At 69.8% G+C, this 15,490-nt stretch carries 8 protein-coding genes; 3 read left to right on the top strand and 5 right to left on the bottom strand.

Annotation, left to right across the window (positions count from 1 at the left end; translation table 11 throughout):
* The first annotated feature begins 9 nt into the window (after positions 1-9).
* Positions 10-1,776 carry a bifunctional transaldolase/phosoglucose isomerase gene (locus WMF14_RS08630; RefSeq protein WP_437799947.1) on the top strand — a complete coding sequence of 589 codons (1,767 nt, stop codon included), beginning with the start codon at positions 10-12 and terminating at the stop codon, positions 1,774-1,776.
* A 160-nt stretch (positions 1,777-1,936) separates the two neighbouring features.
* Here WMF14_RS08630 and WMF14_RS08625 read toward each other — a convergent pair whose 3' ends face one another.
* Both WMF14_RS08625 and WMF14_RS08620 read right to left on the bottom strand, forming a co-directional pair.
* Entirely contained in the window at positions 1,937-7,594 is a 5,658-nt protein-coding gene (locus WMF14_RS08625) for an AAA family ATPase (RefSeq protein ID WP_437799945.1), read from the bottom strand.
* A 430-nt stretch (positions 7,595-8,024) separates the two neighbouring features.
* Positions 8,025-8,627 carry a transposase gene (locus WMF14_RS08620; protein ID WP_437799944.1) on the bottom strand — a complete coding sequence of 201 codons (603 nt, stop codon included), beginning with the start codon at positions 8,625-8,627 and terminating at the stop codon, positions 8,025-8,027.
* Positions 8,628-9,378: 751 nt separating this feature from the next.
* Here WMF14_RS08620 and WMF14_RS08615 point away from each other — a divergent pair.
* Positions 9,379-10,767, top strand: a complete 1,389-nt coding sequence (locus WMF14_RS08615; protein WP_437789980.1) for an IS1380 family transposase — start codon at positions 9,379-9,381, stop codon at positions 10,765-10,767.
* Between the two features lie 378 nt (positions 10,768-11,145).
* Positions 11,146-12,735, top strand: coding sequence for an IS1182 family transposase (locus WMF14_RS08610; RefSeq protein WP_437799942.1), 1,590 nt, complete (start codon positions 11,146-11,148; stop codon positions 12,733-12,735).
* A gap of 532 nt (positions 12,736-13,267) precedes the next feature.
* Here the strand turns inward: WMF14_RS08610 and WMF14_RS08605 are convergent.
* The 3 genes from WMF14_RS08605 to WMF14_RS08595 all read right to left on the bottom strand — a co-directional run bounded on the left by WMF14_RS08605 (position 13,268) and on the right by WMF14_RS08595 (position 15,455).
* Positions 13,268-13,669, bottom strand: coding sequence for a hypothetical protein (locus WMF14_RS08605; RefSeq protein WP_437799940.1), 402 nt, complete (start codon positions 13,667-13,669; stop codon positions 13,268-13,270).
* A 63-nt stretch (positions 13,670-13,732) separates the two neighbouring features.
* Positions 13,733-14,398, bottom strand: coding sequence for a hypothetical protein (locus WMF14_RS08600; protein WP_437799938.1), 666 nt, complete (start codon positions 14,396-14,398; stop codon positions 13,733-13,735).
* Between the two features lie 253 nt (positions 14,399-14,651).
* Entirely contained in the window at positions 14,652-15,455 is an 804-nt protein-coding gene (locus WMF14_RS08595) for a helix-turn-helix transcriptional regulator (protein WP_437799936.1), read from the bottom strand.
* Between the last annotated feature and the right edge of the window lie 35 nt (positions 15,456-15,490).

Below are 15,490 nucleotides of genomic sequence, written 5' to 3'. Positions count from 1 at the left end.
GGCCCCAGCATGAAACGCCGATCACGCGCTGCTCGCACGGCCGCGGCTATCCCCCGGCCGGCGCGGCTCCACCTCCCCCGCGAGCTCGAGCTCGCCACGTCGAAGGCCCTCGCCGAGTGGCAGGCGGCGGATGGCCTCCGGCGGATCCACGAGCGCGACGCGGCGCTCTGGACGGGGAGCGACGAGTCGAGCTGGCTCGGCTGGCTCGAAGCGCCCTTCCACGAAAAGGCGAACCTGCCGCGTCTGCGCGCGCTGGAAGACGAGGTGCGCGATCGCGGCCTCACCCGCGCCGTCCTGCTCGGTATGGGCGGAGCGAGCTTGTGGCCGGACGTGCTGTCGCGGAGCTTCCCGGTGGCCACCGGGCACGCCGCCCTGACCGTGCTCGACTCCACGGATCCCGCCGAGATCGCCGCGGTGGTCGATCGGCTCGTGCCCGAAAAAACGCTCTTCATCGTCTCCAGCAAGTCTGGCACGACGCTGGAGACCGATCTCCTGGAGGCGTTCTTCCACGAGCTCATGGAAGAACGCCTGGGATCCCTCCCGGCGGCCTCGCGCTTCGTCGCGCTCACGGACGCGGGCTCTCCGTTCGCGCGGCGCGCGCGCCTGCGCGGCTACGCGCACACGTTCCATACGGTCCCCGGCATCGACGGGCGCTATGCGGCGCTCACGAGCCCCGGGACGGTGCCGGCCGCGGTGATGGGGGTCGATGTCGAGCTGCTGCTCGAGCGCGCCGCCGTGATGGTCGGGGCCTCGACCAAGAGCACGCCGCCCGGCGACTGCCCGGGCGTGGTGCTCGGCACGGCGCTCGGCGCGGCCGCGAAGGCGGGGCGCGACAAGGTGACGATCGTCGCGTCGCCGCCGATGGCGGCGTTGGGCGCCTGGCTCGAGCAGCTCCTCGCCGAGTCCACGGGCAAGCGTGCGACCGGCCTCTTGCCCGTGGATCGCGAGCCGCTCGGGCGCGCAGAGGTCTACGGGAGCGATCGGATCTTCGTCTACCTGCGCCTCGACCGCGGCTTCGATCGCGGGCAGGACGCCGCCGTGGCGGAGCTCGAGGCGGCCGGGCAGCCCACCGTGCGTATCGCGCTCACCGACGCGTACGATCTCGGCCAGGAGGTCTATCGCTGGGAGCTCGCCACCGCCGTCGCCGCCTCGATCCTGGGCGTCAATCCCTTCGATCAGCCCGACGTCGAGGCGAGCAAGACCGCAGCCCGGCAGCGGATGGAAGCCTACGACCAGGCCGGCGAGCTGCCCGACGACGCGCCGTTCTTCGCCGACGCGGGGCTCGCGCTCCACGCGGACCCGGCGAACCGCGAGGCGCTGGAGCGCGGCGCCGCCGGCGATCGGACGCTGCGCGGCTATCTACGCGCCCACTTCGCGCGCCTGTCGCCCGGGGACTACGCGGCCCTGCTGGCGTGGGTCGATCGGAGCGAGGCGCACGAGCGCCTGCTCGAGGAGATGCGGCGCGCCGTGCGCGACCATCGGCACGTGGCGACCTGCGTGGAGTTCGGGCCGCGCTACCTGCACTCGACGGGGCAGATGTACAAGGGAGGGCCGGGCACCGGCGAGTATCTTCAGATCACCGCCGACGAGCCCGAGGATCTGCCCATCCCCGGCTACACGTTCACCTTCGGCGTCGTCGAGCAGGCGCAGGCGCTCGGCGATTTCGCGGCCCTCACGTCGCGCGGCCGGCGCGCGCTCCGCGTCCACCTTGGCAGAGAGGTGGATCGAGGGCTGAACACCCTCGCCCGCGCGGTCCACGAAGCGCTCGCCGCCTGACGGCCACCGATCACGGCAGGACGCCGAGCTCGTCGAGCGAGGTGTCGAGCTCGGCAGCGTCGCGGTACACGCGGAACGCGTGGGAGGCGGCGGAGCGCGGGACGCCCGCGGTCTCAAGCCCACGCCCCCCGCGCGCAGCGCGCTCCCCAGGCCGGCGGCGTCACGCCATCCGTCGATGAGCGGACGCGGCCGCCCGCGCGGACGACGCCACCACCTCAATGGGGATGGGCTTGACGAGGTGGTCGTCAAAACCCGCCATCTCCGCGCGCCGGCGGTCGGATGGCTGACCATAGCCGGTCACCGCCACCAGCCAGATATGCCGGCCCTCCGGCAACACGCGCAGCCTCTGCGCCACCTCGTAACCGTCCACGACCGGCAGACCGATGTCGACGAGCGCGAGGTCGGGGGCGAGCCGACTTGCCACCTCGATGGCCGTCGCCCCATCGTACACGACCTGAACCTCGTGGCCGAGCGCGCGCAGCGCCTCCGCCGTGCTATCGGCAGCGTCATGGTTGTCGTCGACGACCAGAGCGCGAAGCGAGGCCACCGGCCGCGGAACCTCACCGGCAGCCACGTCCGCGACTGGCGCCCGTCCGGACTCCGGCCCTGCTCCCGACTCCGGCCCTGCCTCGGACTCCGGCCCTGCCTCACCCACCGCCGCCGCGTCGGCCAACGGGAGCCGGACCGTGAACTCCGCGCCGCGGCCCACGCCCTCGCTGTGCACGCTCACCGTCCCGCCGTGCCTCTCGACGAGGGAGCGAACGATGGTCAGGCCCAGGCCGAGGCCGCCCTGGGTGCGGTCGAGGCGGCGGTCGCCCTGGACAAAGACATCGAAGACCTCGGGCAGCAGCTCGCGATCGACGCCGATGCCGGTATCGCGCACCTTGAGCCAGACCTGCCCGCCCTGGCGCCCTGCCGTGACGTCGATCGCGCCGCCCGGTTCGGTGTACTTGGCGGCGTTCACGACGAGGTTCGACACGACCTGCGAAAGCCGCACCGCGTCGCCGCGCACCCACAGCCCACGCGGCACCTCCACGCTCAGCCGGTGACCGCGCTCCTGTACGATCCCGGCCGCCACCTCGCAGCCATTCGTCACGACGTCGGCGAGCTCCAGCCGCATTCGCTGGAGCTGGACCCGCCCGCGGGTGATGCGCGCGACGTCCAGCAGATCATCCACCAAGCGCACGAGGTGGCGCACCTGGCGCTCGATCACCGCGCGCTCGTTCGCGTGGTCGCGCCCGGGCCGCACCCGCATCAACCCGACCGCCATGAGGATGGGCGAGAGCGGGTTGCGCAGCTCGTGCCCCAGCATCGCCAGGAACTCGTCCTTCCGCCGGTCGGCCCGGGCGAGCTCGTCGACGCGCCTGCGCAGCTCCTGCTCGAGCTGACGGAGATCCGAGTACAGCCGCGCGTTCTCCAGGGAGATCGCCGCCTGGCCGGCGAGCAGATCGAGCACCCGGCTGCGCATCGGACCGAACGCGCCGGGGATCAGCTCGTTCTCGAGGTACAGCGCGCCCACCACCGCGTCCTGGTGGCGGATCGGGGTGCACAGCACCGACCGCGCCCGCGAGCGGCTCACATGGGGATCGGCCCTGAACGCGCCCTCGCGCAGCGCATCGTGGAGCACCACGCTGCCGCCGCTGGCCAGCGCGGCCTTCACGATCGCCGCCGAGACGTCGTCCGAGGACTCCAGCGGCTCGCTCGCCCGGCGCTCCACCCGGCTGTCCTCCACCCGCACCACGGCGACGACCTCCGGCCGGCCGGCCGCGAGCAGGATGAGCGCCCCCCGCCGCGCGCCCGCGTTCTCCAGGCATAGCTGGAGCAGCCGCGCGATCAGGCGGTCCACGTCCATCTCCCGGGAGATCGCCTGCGAGGCCTTGGCCACCGAGAGGAGGTCGAGGGCCGCCTCCGACGCGGGGAGCTGCTGCGGCGGGACATCGGCCGCCCTGCCCTCGGTCCGATCGCGGCACAGCAGACCGAGCTCCTCGACCTTCGCGTCCGCGCCCCAGCGGCGGTAGCCCTCCCGGGCGTCGTCCAGGTAGGCGCGCGCGGGCCGCCGCAGCCCGCGCTCCATCAAGAAGCGACCGGCCCGCTCCGCGGCGAGCGCCGCGTCCTGCACGAAGCCGGCCGCCTCCGCCGAGGCCGCCGCCTCCTCGTAGAGCGCGAGCGCGCGCTCGAGGTGCCCGTCCACGCGCGCGAGCTCCGCCTCGACCAGCAGGTGCTTGTGGCGGAAGCTCGCCGGCTCGTTCCGCGCGAGCTCCTCCAGCCGCCGCGAGAGACCAGCGGCCCGCGCCCGCCGCGGCCCGCGGCCCGGCGCCGAGGCCTCGCCGGCCAGCGCGATCAGGGCGGCGTAAAACCAGGTCTCCGGCACCTTGAAGGTGCCGGGGATGTCGCGCGGAACGAGCTCGAGCGCCCGATCTGCGTACGCCTCCGCCGCCGGGTCGTCGAACAGGTAAGCCGCCTGCAGCTTGCCGAAATAGTACGAGGCGACGAGCAGCGGAAAGCGCCGGAACCGCTCCATGAAAGCGACCTCATCGAGCGGGGGCAGCCCGGCCAGGGCCCGCATCGATTGCATCGCGCTCTCCGTGTAGGCCTCTACCACGGGGCTTATGCGCCGCTGGAAGGCGAGGTGGCGCTCGTAGAGCGCCATGACCTCGCAGAGCGGCCGGCCCTGCAGATACGTATCGCTCACGATGTAATGGCTGGCGTAGCTCGCGTAGGCCAGGTTGCCCGAGCTCAGCCCGAGTTCGTACGCCAGGGCGACGTACCGGTCGCTGGTGTGCAGCGGCCGCCGCCAGAGGTTGGTGCCGACGCCGAACAGGAAGTAGCAGCGCGACCGCACCGCGCGGTCCGGGTACCGCTCGCTCAGCGCGATGCCGGCGCGCCCGAACTCGTAGGCTGATGCGTAGTCGCCGGTCAGGAACCCGGCCACGAACGAGTAGCAAGCGTAGGCGGCGGAGGTGAGCTCGCTGTTGCCGTGCTGCAGCGAGAAATTCGACATCTTCACGGAGACCAGCGCGAGCAGCGTTTGCAGCCCGGCCACGTAGCACGGGCTCCACATGTTCATCAGGAGCTGGAGGGTGACCCGCCGGACCGGGTCGGTCATCGCCGGCGCGTCGGGCAGATCGGCGATGCGGCGGCCGGCCAGGTGGACAGGCACGAGCGACATCTCCCGCTCGAGCTCGCGCCGCTGCTCCTCCTCGTCGTCCGGGACATGCACTCCCACGAGCGCGAGGCCACGGCGGAGCAAGGCCAGCGCGTCCAGGTAGCGGCCCTGCAGCTCCGCCTGGTTCATCTCGAGCGCGTACACGCGGATCCGGTCCAGGTCCGAGCGGGCCGCGGCCTCCATCTCGGGGTACAGCCGCTCGGCGGTGGCGAAGTCGCCGGAGAGCGCGGCGCACTCGGCCCAGAGCGCGCACAGCTCGAAGCTCAGCGCGTACCCGCTCGACCAGCGGTCGCGCGGGAGCAGCTCCACGCCGACGGCCCCGTGGGCGGCCGCCGCGGCATAGGCGGCGGAGGCGTACAGCCTGCGCGCCGCCTCCAGGTTCAGCGACGCGACCCGCTGCCGCTCGGGCCCGGGCTGGAGCAGCCGGCGCCCGGCGTTGAGGTGGCGCACGATCTCCACCGCCCGCCGGGGCAGCTGCTCGAGCGGGCAGTGGGCCAGCAGGCGGCGGCCGATGATCAGGTGCGTCGACGCCTGCTCCTCCGGGCGCATCAGCGCGTAGGCGGCCTCCTGCACCCGATCGTGAAGGAAGCGGAGGGTGGAGCCGGTGCGCACCACCAGCCCGACCATCAGGGCCGGCTCCAGCAGGCAGAGGACGCTGTCGACGGGCTCGTCGACCGCCGCGACCAGGGTCGCGAGCTCGAACACGGTGCCGAGGCACGCGGCCACGCAGAGGACGGCGCGGGTAGCGTCCGCGAGCCGCACGAGGCGCGCGGCCACCAGATCGAGCACGCTCGCGGACTGCGCTGCCTGCTCGGCCCGTATGACCTCGAGGTCCCACGCCCAGCGGCGGTCCGGATGTAACCAGAGCAGCCGCAGGTCGCAGAGGCGCTGAAGGAAGGCCCTGACGAAGAACGGGTTGCCCTTCGTGCGCTCGTGCACGAGCGCGGCCAGCGGGGCGCACCTCGCCTCAGGCTCGCCGAGCGCATCGGCCAGGAGCGCCGCGATCTCCGGCTCGCGGAGCGGCGAGAGCTCGATCTGCTCGACGTGCGTGCCCGCGGCCCGGACGCGCTCCGCCGCGAGCCGCGCGGGGTGGGAGGCGTCGACCTCGTTGCTCCGGTAGGCGCCAATCACGAGCAGGCCGCGGAGGTCGGGCGAGGTCGTGATGGCCTCGACGAGCTGGAGGCTGGCGGCGTCGGCCCACTGCAGGTCGTCGAGGAACAGGACGAGCGGGCGGCCTTCCCCCGCGAATACGCCCACGAAGGCCTGGAACACGCGGACCAGACGGTTCTGGGTCTGCACCGGATCCAGCGGCTCGACCGGGGGCGAGGGCCCGAGCAGGCCCTCGAGCTCCGGGATCACGGCGGCCAGCACGGCCGCGTCGCCGCCGACCGCGTCGAGCAGTCGCTGCCGCGAGCGCGAAACGGTGAGCTCGCCCTGCTCGTGGATCTGGGAGAGCAGGGCGCCGCAGGCCTGGCAGACCGCGCTGTACGCCGCGTTCCGGCCGAGCGGGTCGAACTTGCCTTGCGCGAAGAGGCCGCCCCTCTCCGCCGCCGGCCGGTGCACCTCGGCGACGAGCGAGCTCTTGCCGATGCCCGCGTGGCCGCTCACGAGGAGCAGCTCGGTGGCTCCCCGAGCCGCCCGCGCGACCGCCGCGTCGAGCACGCGGAGGTCGCCCTCGCGGTCGTAGAGGCGGTCCGGGAACCGGAGCGGCTGCGGCAGATCCAGGCTGCCCAGGGTCAGCCTGAACTGGCGGTCTCCGCGCGCCACGGCCTGCCGGCAGGCCTCCAGGTCCGCGGCGAGCCCGGCGCTGGTCTGGTAACGCGACCAGGGATCCTTCGCCAGCAGCTTGGCCACGGCGCCGGACAGCGCGGGCGACACCTCCGGCCGGAGCTCGCTGACCGGAGGCGCCAGCCTGGCGAGGTGGGCGTGAATGAGCTCCAGCGGGTCGTCCGCCCCGAAGGGCCGCCGACCCGAGAGCAGCTCGAAGAGCACCACGCCGAGCGCGTACAGGTCGGACCGGTGGTCGACCGCGTGGTCGGTGCGGCCGGTCTGCTCTGGCGAGATGTACTCGAGCTCGGCGGCCACCGGGGGCCGCGGCGGGCGCTCGCCCGACGGCTCGCCGATGCGCGCGCAGGTGGACAGGTCCACGTAGCGCGTGCGCCGCGCGTCGCGGTTCACGAACACCCGGCGCGGCTCGAGGCCGCCGTGAACGAGCCCCGCCTCGTGCAGCGCGCAGAGGCCGCAGGCGAGCGCGAGCGCGATGTCCAGCGCCTCGTCCAGGGGGAGGCCGCCCGGCGGGATCTGCTCGTCCAGCGGGCGGCCGCCGAAGTCCTCCTGGAGGAGCGCGACGCGGCCTTCCGCGCTCTCAACCGCGAGGGTCGGGTTGATGTAGGGGCTGGACACGAGCCGCGCGATCTCGAGCTCCCTCTGGTATCGCTCCTCGACGGCAGGATTCATCGAGAGGGCGAGCGGCGTGCGCACGAGCACGGCGAGCCCGTCGCGTTCGCGCCGGCCTCGATAGAGCGCTTCGCCTCCATGTTCAGCGAGCCGCTCGTCCAGGATATAGCCCAGGAGGTGGCCGGCGGCCGGCCCAGGAGTGGCGCCGCCCCCGGCCGACCGGGGCGGAGCGTTCGTTGACTCGGGCGATCTCATCTTTGGCCCCCCGCGACCCGAGCGGCCGCAACGCGGCACCGTAGCACCGAATACCGGTGCAACGGCCCGCGCGGCGCGGTCTGCTGTTCGCGTCGAGCAGCCTGATGAGGCGAAAGCCAAGAGGTCGGCCGTGCCGTCGCTGCGCGGTCTCAGCGACGCTCTCGGGCGCTTCGTGCGCTTTCCTTTCTCACCAGATCTTCCGGCCGGCGTCGCGATGGCCGCCTGGGATCGTCCACGAGTCCACAGCGTTTCAATCCCATGTCACGGCGGCTGCGGAGCCGCCTGGATTGAAGTCGAGCGCGCGAGGCCGGAGCGCTCCGCTCGGGTGTTCCGAGGTGGCGACCGAGCCCGAAGGGCCGAGAGGACGGGGATGGCTTCGGGTATTCCGATGCCCTGGAGCGGATAGGAAACGATAGAGCTTTCGCCCGTGTCAAGCCCCGCGGGAACGGCGCCGGGCGAGCCGTCTATCGCGTATCAAACACCCGCTCGCCCCGTCGCAGGGCCCGCGCGCCGTGCATTGGGTGCAGCTCTGGCTCGACGACCGCGACGTGCGTTCGCCATGACGGGCTCTGGCCGGGTGCCCACCTACGCCGCGTCGAACCCGAACGCCATCGGTTCCCACGTTGGATCGCGCGCGGGTGCTGCCGTTCGGGGCTGCGAGGGCAAGTTCAGATAATCGAGGATGCGGCGCACCACCGCTGAGTCGCCGAGGTGTCCTCAGCAAGTACGCTATACGCCCATGGGGCAGGAGCTCGATTCGATCGAGTGCGAAGGCCGGGCGGGAGCAGTACCGCACGAGCCTCTCGCGCCTCTGATCGTCATCCGCTGCGATGCGCACCGCGCAATGCACGTCGAACCCGTCGCACGCCGCGGAGAAGCGTCGCTCTCGGCGCTCGAAAGCCGCGTCGGGACTGTCCTTGTGCTCGAAAGGCCGCGCAAGATACGCTCCACCTGCGAGTGCGAGCTGGGTACACGCATCTTCTCGCCCGCGACGTGCACCTGGCGCATCACCAGGCCGCGCCGCGCGAGCCACGCCCGGTACCGGTTGCAGAAGGCGGTGTACCGCAGACCGTTGGGATGCTACCGCAGGGTGCCGTTGCTCGTCGCCGTCTGCCGGTGCGTGCGGCTCAGGAGCCACTTCTGCCGAAGAATCTCTCGCGTTTTGTGCATGGACAGTCGCTCCGTCGCCACCTGGGACCCTCCTCCGAGGCCCGGGTGGGTGGACCCGACGTCCAGCGCCGCTACGCCTCAGCCTCGTGAGCCGCGCAGGATGCACCAGCGCGATCACGAGCAGCGATCCGCGCGATCACGACCGTGATCCCGCTGATCACGATGGTGATCCGGGTGATCACGATGCGCTGATCCGAGCGATCACGATGCGGTGATCTCGGTGATCTCGACGGCGTGAAATCCGCACCAACGATGCAATGGGCTCATCAAGGAAGTCTGATCCCGCAGAGTCGGGTCCCTGCGACCATTGGTGCGAACTGTGAACGCAACGTCGGACTTGCCGTTGTTATGGCTGATCTGCTCGGACGCTGGAGCCGCAAGTTACAGCTCCGACACGTGCCTGAATTGACAGATTCATATACCACTTTCGGAAGTCAGGTGGTGGTATTGGATCCAATATTGTGTCCATCGGTGAGCAATTCACTTCAACGGCGCAGTTGCCGATTTAGCGTGGATTTCGCGCCCAGAAATCCGATCCGGGGCGTGAGAAATCCGGCGCTGTAAAAGGAACGCCTTGAAAGAAAGGCTCGGCGTGGCGACCCGTCCGGGTTGCTATGACCAAACGAAGGCACACGCCGAGCACCTCCAAGGTGCGCCGGCGCGAACTCGGGTTCAAGAGGAAAGGCGACGGGCGGCACCAGGAGCGAATCCGGCGGCCAAACCCTGCCATGATTCACATCGCGCCCACGGAGAAGAATCTGACGGGCATCGCAGGGCTTGCCCCATTCGGCGCCTTCATCCGGGAGCTTGGCGTCGACGCGGCCTTGAGCCGCAGGTTCTTCCGGCTGAAGTCGGGTCGCTCGGTTATCTACCCGATGGCCGCGCAGATGCGCCTGCTGATGGACGGCGCGCTCGCCGGCGAGGAGCGCGTCTTCGGCATCGAGGCGCTCGCCGTCGATCCGCTCTTCGTACGCCTCGCCGGCGGGGTCGTCCCGAGCATCGACACCGTCTACCGGGACCTGTGCCGCTTCGACGACGATGCGCTCGAGGCGCTGCACAGCATGGTCGTCGATCACGGGCTTGCCCTGGTTGCTCGCCGAAAGCACCGATTCGTGCATATCGACGTCGACACCACCGTGGAGCCGCTCTTCGGAATGCAGGAGGGGGCGCGGCCGGGCCCGAACCCGCGCTACCACGGCCGGCCGAGCTATCATCCGATCCTGGCGCGGATCGCCGAGGTTGACGCCATCGTCGGGGCCAAGCTGCGACCGGGCGACACGAGCTTCGGCGAAGCCGATGTGCCCTTCGTCGAGAAGTGCATTGATCGCGCGCGCGCCGCAGCTCCGAGTGCAGCCATCTACGTACGGATCGATGGCGCTGGGGATTGCAGCGCCTTGATGCACGCCGTTGCTGCGAAGGGATGCTTTTTCCTGACCAAGGCGCGGATGAGCCCCGATCTGGTGGGCAGGATCGCGTACGCCACCGGATGGCGGACCATCGACCGAGATGCCGACGGTCGTCCTCGACGGCAGGTGACCGAGGTGCTCTTCCGGCGCCGCGATTGGCCCGATGGGGTCCGCGTCATCGCCGTACGCACACGCGACCGGGAGAATGGCAAGCAGATCAACCTTTGGGAGGGGCTCGACTACACGGTGCAGGTCTTTTTGACCAACGAGCCGGTCGAAGCGCCGGAAGACGTCGCGGCGCGGTATGACCTGCGCGCGGGCATCGAGCCGCTCATTGGCGAGCTCAAGCACGGGTGGGGATGCGGTCGCGTGCCGAGCCACTGCTTCAACGCCAATCATGCCGCGCTGCTGCTGAAGCTGCTGACGGCCAACCTGATGCGCCGCTATGTGCTGGAGCACGTTCCGCACCTGGCGAGCTGGCGAACGCCGTGGCTGCGCCGCGCGCTGATCCTCGTTCCGGGAAGGTTGGCCCGGTCGGGTCGGGGCACGACCCTGCACGTGCCGACGTGCTCGCAGCTCGCCCGCTGGCTCAATTGAAAATGAAACCAGCCGAAATGATCGTGGGGGGTAAGGGGGGCGTGCGCCTTCGTGACGCTCTGGGCGTCAGCCAATTGTAGTTTAAACCGCACGCGCTTGGCCGAGCGCCGCTCGCACGGCGCCTTCGGCTCGCTCGTGCCCCCCTGGGCGCGAAATCCACGTTTAGAGCAGGCGCGAGCTACCTCCATCTTTTTTTGGCGGGATTTCTGACACGCGGAACTAGCCGAGTTGACCGACGTCCGCTTCGACATCTGCAAACTCTCCCCGAGCATGCCTAGAGGACCGATCAGGTTGATTTTGTGATAATTCTGGTCGCTTCGATGGAAGGCTCGACGGTCTCGTCGGGCCATGATCTCGTCCGCGTCCGGAGGTGCACGGATGGAACGATGGTCGCCGCCCGTGGAGCTGTCGCGGCAAGAGCAGGCGCTGATGAAGCGGCTGACGCGCGTGAGAGCACTGTTCGGCTTTCTCAGGCAGCACCGGCACGAGCTGTTCGATGAGACGTTCCAGGAGCAGCTGGAGGGCATGTACCGGACGACGGGGGCAGGCGAGCCGCCGCATCCACCGGCGCTGATGTGCATGGTCACGCTGCTCCAAGGCTACGTCGGCGCATCGGATGCCGAGGCGGTGGAGTTGTCCGTCGTCGACCTGCGCTGGCAGATGGTGCTCGGGTGCCTGGGTGCGGCGACGCCCCCGTTCTCGCAGGGCGCCCTGCAGGCGTTCCGAGAGAGGATGGTCGCGCACGAGATGGACCGGATGCTGCTGGAGAGGACCGTGGCGCTTGTTCGGTCCGGCGCGATGACGGAGGGCGAGAGGCGTGCGGTGTCCAAGGCGCTGCGCGTGGCGATCGATAGCCGCCCTTTAGCGGGGGCCGGGCGGGTTGAGGACACGATCAACCTGCTCGGCCATGCTGCACGCAACATAGTCCGCGTCGTGTCGAAGATCACGGAGCGTCCGCCCGAGGAGATCTGCCGCAAGGCGGGTATCCCGCTGCTTCTGGCTCCCAGCATCAAGGCCGGGCTCGACCTGGACTGGAGCGACCCGAAACAGAAGGCGGCAGCGATTCAGATCCTGGAGCGGCAGGTCTCGTCGCTGCAGCAGTGGGTCGACCGCCACCTGGACGACGTCGTCGAGCAGCCGCTTCGCACCTATCTGGAGGCGGTCACACAGGTTCGAGACCAGGACCTGGAAACAGCCGAGGATGGGACCGTTCGCATCCGGCAAGGCGTTGCACCTGACCGCCGTGTCTCCATTGAAGACGCCGAGATGCGCCACGGTCGCAAGAGCCGCTCGAAGCGCTTCGACGGCTACAAGGAGCACATCGCACGCGACCTTGACCTTCCCGTTATTGTCGCCTGCGCGGTCACGCCAGCGAATCGGCCCGAAGAAGAGGGTGCCGCGCCGATCGCCGAGGACGTCCAGCATCAGCGGCTGCGCCTCGTCGAGCTGCACATCGATCGCGCCTACGTCCACAGTCCCGTCGTTGACGACGTGATCCGCGCTGGCGGCCAGGTGTTCTCGAAGCCTTGGGGCCAGCGGGCTCGCAGCCCCGATCTATTCAGCAAGCGCGACTTCAAGATCAACCTGCGCGCCAAGACAATCACGTGTCCAGCGGGACAGATCGAGGTGTTCGAACCGGGCGATACTGTCGAGTTTGACCCTGAGGAGTGTGGCGCGTGCCCCCTCCGAGCCAAGTGCACGCAAGCTGCCTCGGGGCGAGGGCGGACCGTGTCCATCGCCGAGGATGAAGCTCTGCGGGGCAAGTTCCGGAAGTTGCAGCAGACCGGGCCAGGACGCGCCGTGCTCCGGCAGCGGACAGCTGTGGAGCATGCGCTCGCCCATATCGCGGCGCGGAAAGGACACTGCGCGCGCTACATCGGCGCCAGGAGAAATCTGTTCGACCTCCGGCGCACCGCAGCCATCCAGAATCTTGAGGCGGCCCAGCGGCTGATCCGGGAGGCTGCATAACATGTCGAAATTAGACGATTTTCAACATGTTCGGCGTTCTAGGTGGACGATGGCGGCCCCGAGTTCGTGCCCGGGGAGCTCGACGTCGGCTAGGCGTGGAGCGGCCCCCCGGCCCGACGCCCGCGCTGCGGCGAGGGGCCGCGCCGATCGGCTCCGGCGCCATGTGCTCGACGGCGGCCGCGCCGAGTTCCTCCATGTCGAGCTGCTGGATGGTGAACGACCACAGCCCCGAGCGCGTGCCCCAAGCGCAGCGATCCGAAGCCGCGCCCTTGACGACCCGCGACAGTCAGCACCGGCACGGGCGCGCGCGCCCATGGTCCCGTACAGCTCCGCCCGGCCTCCCCGCGCTTGCCGCCCAGCTACCGGGCACAGAAGACAACATTTCGAAACCATTCATGATTATTTCTGCGTGTAGAAATTGTTTCCCCCTTGCAGGTAGGCGGGGCGGCGGTGTCCTTCGCTGACCAGGCGCGTTGAGCGAGCGCCCGAACAGCTGCGCAGCCGCGCGCGCTACGGCGCGCTACGCCCCGGGTCAGGGGCACGTCGCCGAGTCGTCGTTGTTGATCACGGACGCTTGTGGAACGCCGGTCCGCTCACGGAGCTCTTCCGCTTCACAGGTGGGGAGCTTCGGGTTCGTCGTGATCTCGAGACCGTAGTGGATCCGCTCGAGCGAAGAAAGTCCATCGAGGCTGGTGAGCTCCGGGTTGTTCGAGATAATGAGATTTTGATCGATCGCCCGGAGCGCAGAGAGTCCATCGATGGAAGTGAGCACGGCGTTGCTCCCGATGGTGAGATCTTGGTAGACCGTCTCGAGCGCCGAGAGCCCCTCGAGGCTCTCGAGCTTCGCGTTGCCGATGACGAGGAGGTTGGCGAGCTGACTCACGCCTTCGAGGCCCTGCAAGTTCCTGAGGGCCGGGTTGGACTTGAGCGCCACCGCGCCCGTGCCTGTCAGGTTGCGGAGCCCGGCGAGGCTCGCCAGGACGGGGTTGTTCTCGATCTAGATGCCAGAGCGCGCCGCCGTCAGATTCTCGAGTCCGCCCAGGTCAGCGAGGCGGAGGTTCGAACGGATGCTCAATGGGCCATCCACGACCTTCAGGCCATGAAGCCCCGTCATGCTCGCGAGCGTATCGTTGTTCTGGATCGTCAAAGCCGCCGCGATGGACTCGAGCCGCTCGAGCCCCTCGAGCGTGGGGAGGTTACGCGTGTACCGGATGGTGACCGTGCCCGTGACGTGCCGTAGACAGCCAAGGCGGTGCAGCCGATTCACCCCTTCGCTGAGCACGAGGTCCCCGTGGATTTCCGAGATGAGCGGCAAGTCGTCGACATCGACCTGGTACTTCAAATCGAGCGAGCTCGAGCTCGGCCGCGCCGTGGCGCAGTCCAGCTCCGCGGGCGCCCCCGCGCTCCCGCCGGTTCCATCCGGAGCCCCGCCGCTCGTGCTGCCCGCGTCCATGCCGCCCGCGTTCGTTCCCGCGCCGCCGTCGCTCGCCCCGGTCGACCCGAACAGGCCACCCGTGCCGGAGCCGTTGCCCGTGGTCCCGCCCGCGCCAGCTCCCCCAACTCCACCTCCTGTCGCCTCGTTCCCGGCCCCCACGGAACCGTCGACCTCGGAGGAGGTTCCCCCTTCCCTGTCGCCCGCGATGCCAGGATCGGCAACAAGCACCCTCCCGCAAGCCAATGGGCCTCCTGCTGCGACGAGCCCTGCCGCCGTTATGGGCGCCCAGTACCAAACCCGCCTGCTACGCACCGGCATGACCGAACCTCCGCCACCCAGTATATGCCCGGGCGATGCCCTGGGGTGAGGGCTGGCGAAGCCGCACGGCTCGAGTTCACATCGTCACGGGCGCCGACGTTTGCACCGCCATTGACGAATTATGCCACGAGCGCTTGAGCGATCTGCTCGCGCGGCTCCTCGATCAGGCTCCGGACCGTTGAACCAGCTGCGCGATGGCGCGCGCGCTTGCCTCATTCGCGGGTGAGAACACGAACATCGAGAGGCCGTCGCTGCCTTCGACGTGGAACACCGACGACTCGAGCACGATCTCGCCGACATCGGGACGGACGAGCCGCTTCTGGAACCCGCCGTGCGACCGGATCTCACCTTCGTCCCACAGGCGGCGAAAGTCGGGGCTCGTCGCCATCAATTCGTCGATCAGCGCCGTCGCCTCGTCGGATTGGCCGGCGCGCGCGATGTCGACGCGAAACGACGCGAGACAGGTACGGCGAACGTCGTCGACGTCGTGCACCTTGTCTTCTGACCCCGGCTGGAAGACCCGGCGCAGCAAGTTGCGGTCGCGCTCCGGTACCGCCGCGTAATCGCCGATCACCGCGACCGCCGCGCGATTCCACGCGACGATCTGGAACGTCGGCGTCTTCACGAAGGCGGGGACGGAGAGGTTGTCGAGCACGAGCTGGAGCGACGGCGTGACCGCCACGGGCGGCGCGCGCTTGCGCGGCGGCGGACGGTCGTGCGCGAGCAGGAACAGCATCTCGCGGTTCGTGTCGTCGAGCTCGAGGGCGCGGGCGAGGCGCTCGAGCACGTCGTCCGACGGCACGCCGCCGCGACCTTGTTCGAGCCACGTGTACCAGGTGACGCTCACGCCGGCGCGGGCGGCGACCTCCTCGCGGCGCAACCCGGGGGTGCGTCGGCGCGCGGTCGTTCCGGGATGGACGCGCTCGCGGCGGTCGCGCAGGAACGTGGGGAGGGTGGTAGTCGCCATACCAGTATGGGGACCCGTCTTTTCGGACGAGCAAT

The sequence above is a fragment of the Sorangium sp. So ce693 genome, assembly GCF_051521375.1.
GTDB lineage: Bacteria > Myxococcota_A > Polyangia > Polyangiales > Polyangiaceae > Sorangium > Sorangium atrum.
Note: the sequence above shows the minus strand (reverse complement) of the source record. Positions and strands in the feature narration are given on the sequence as shown.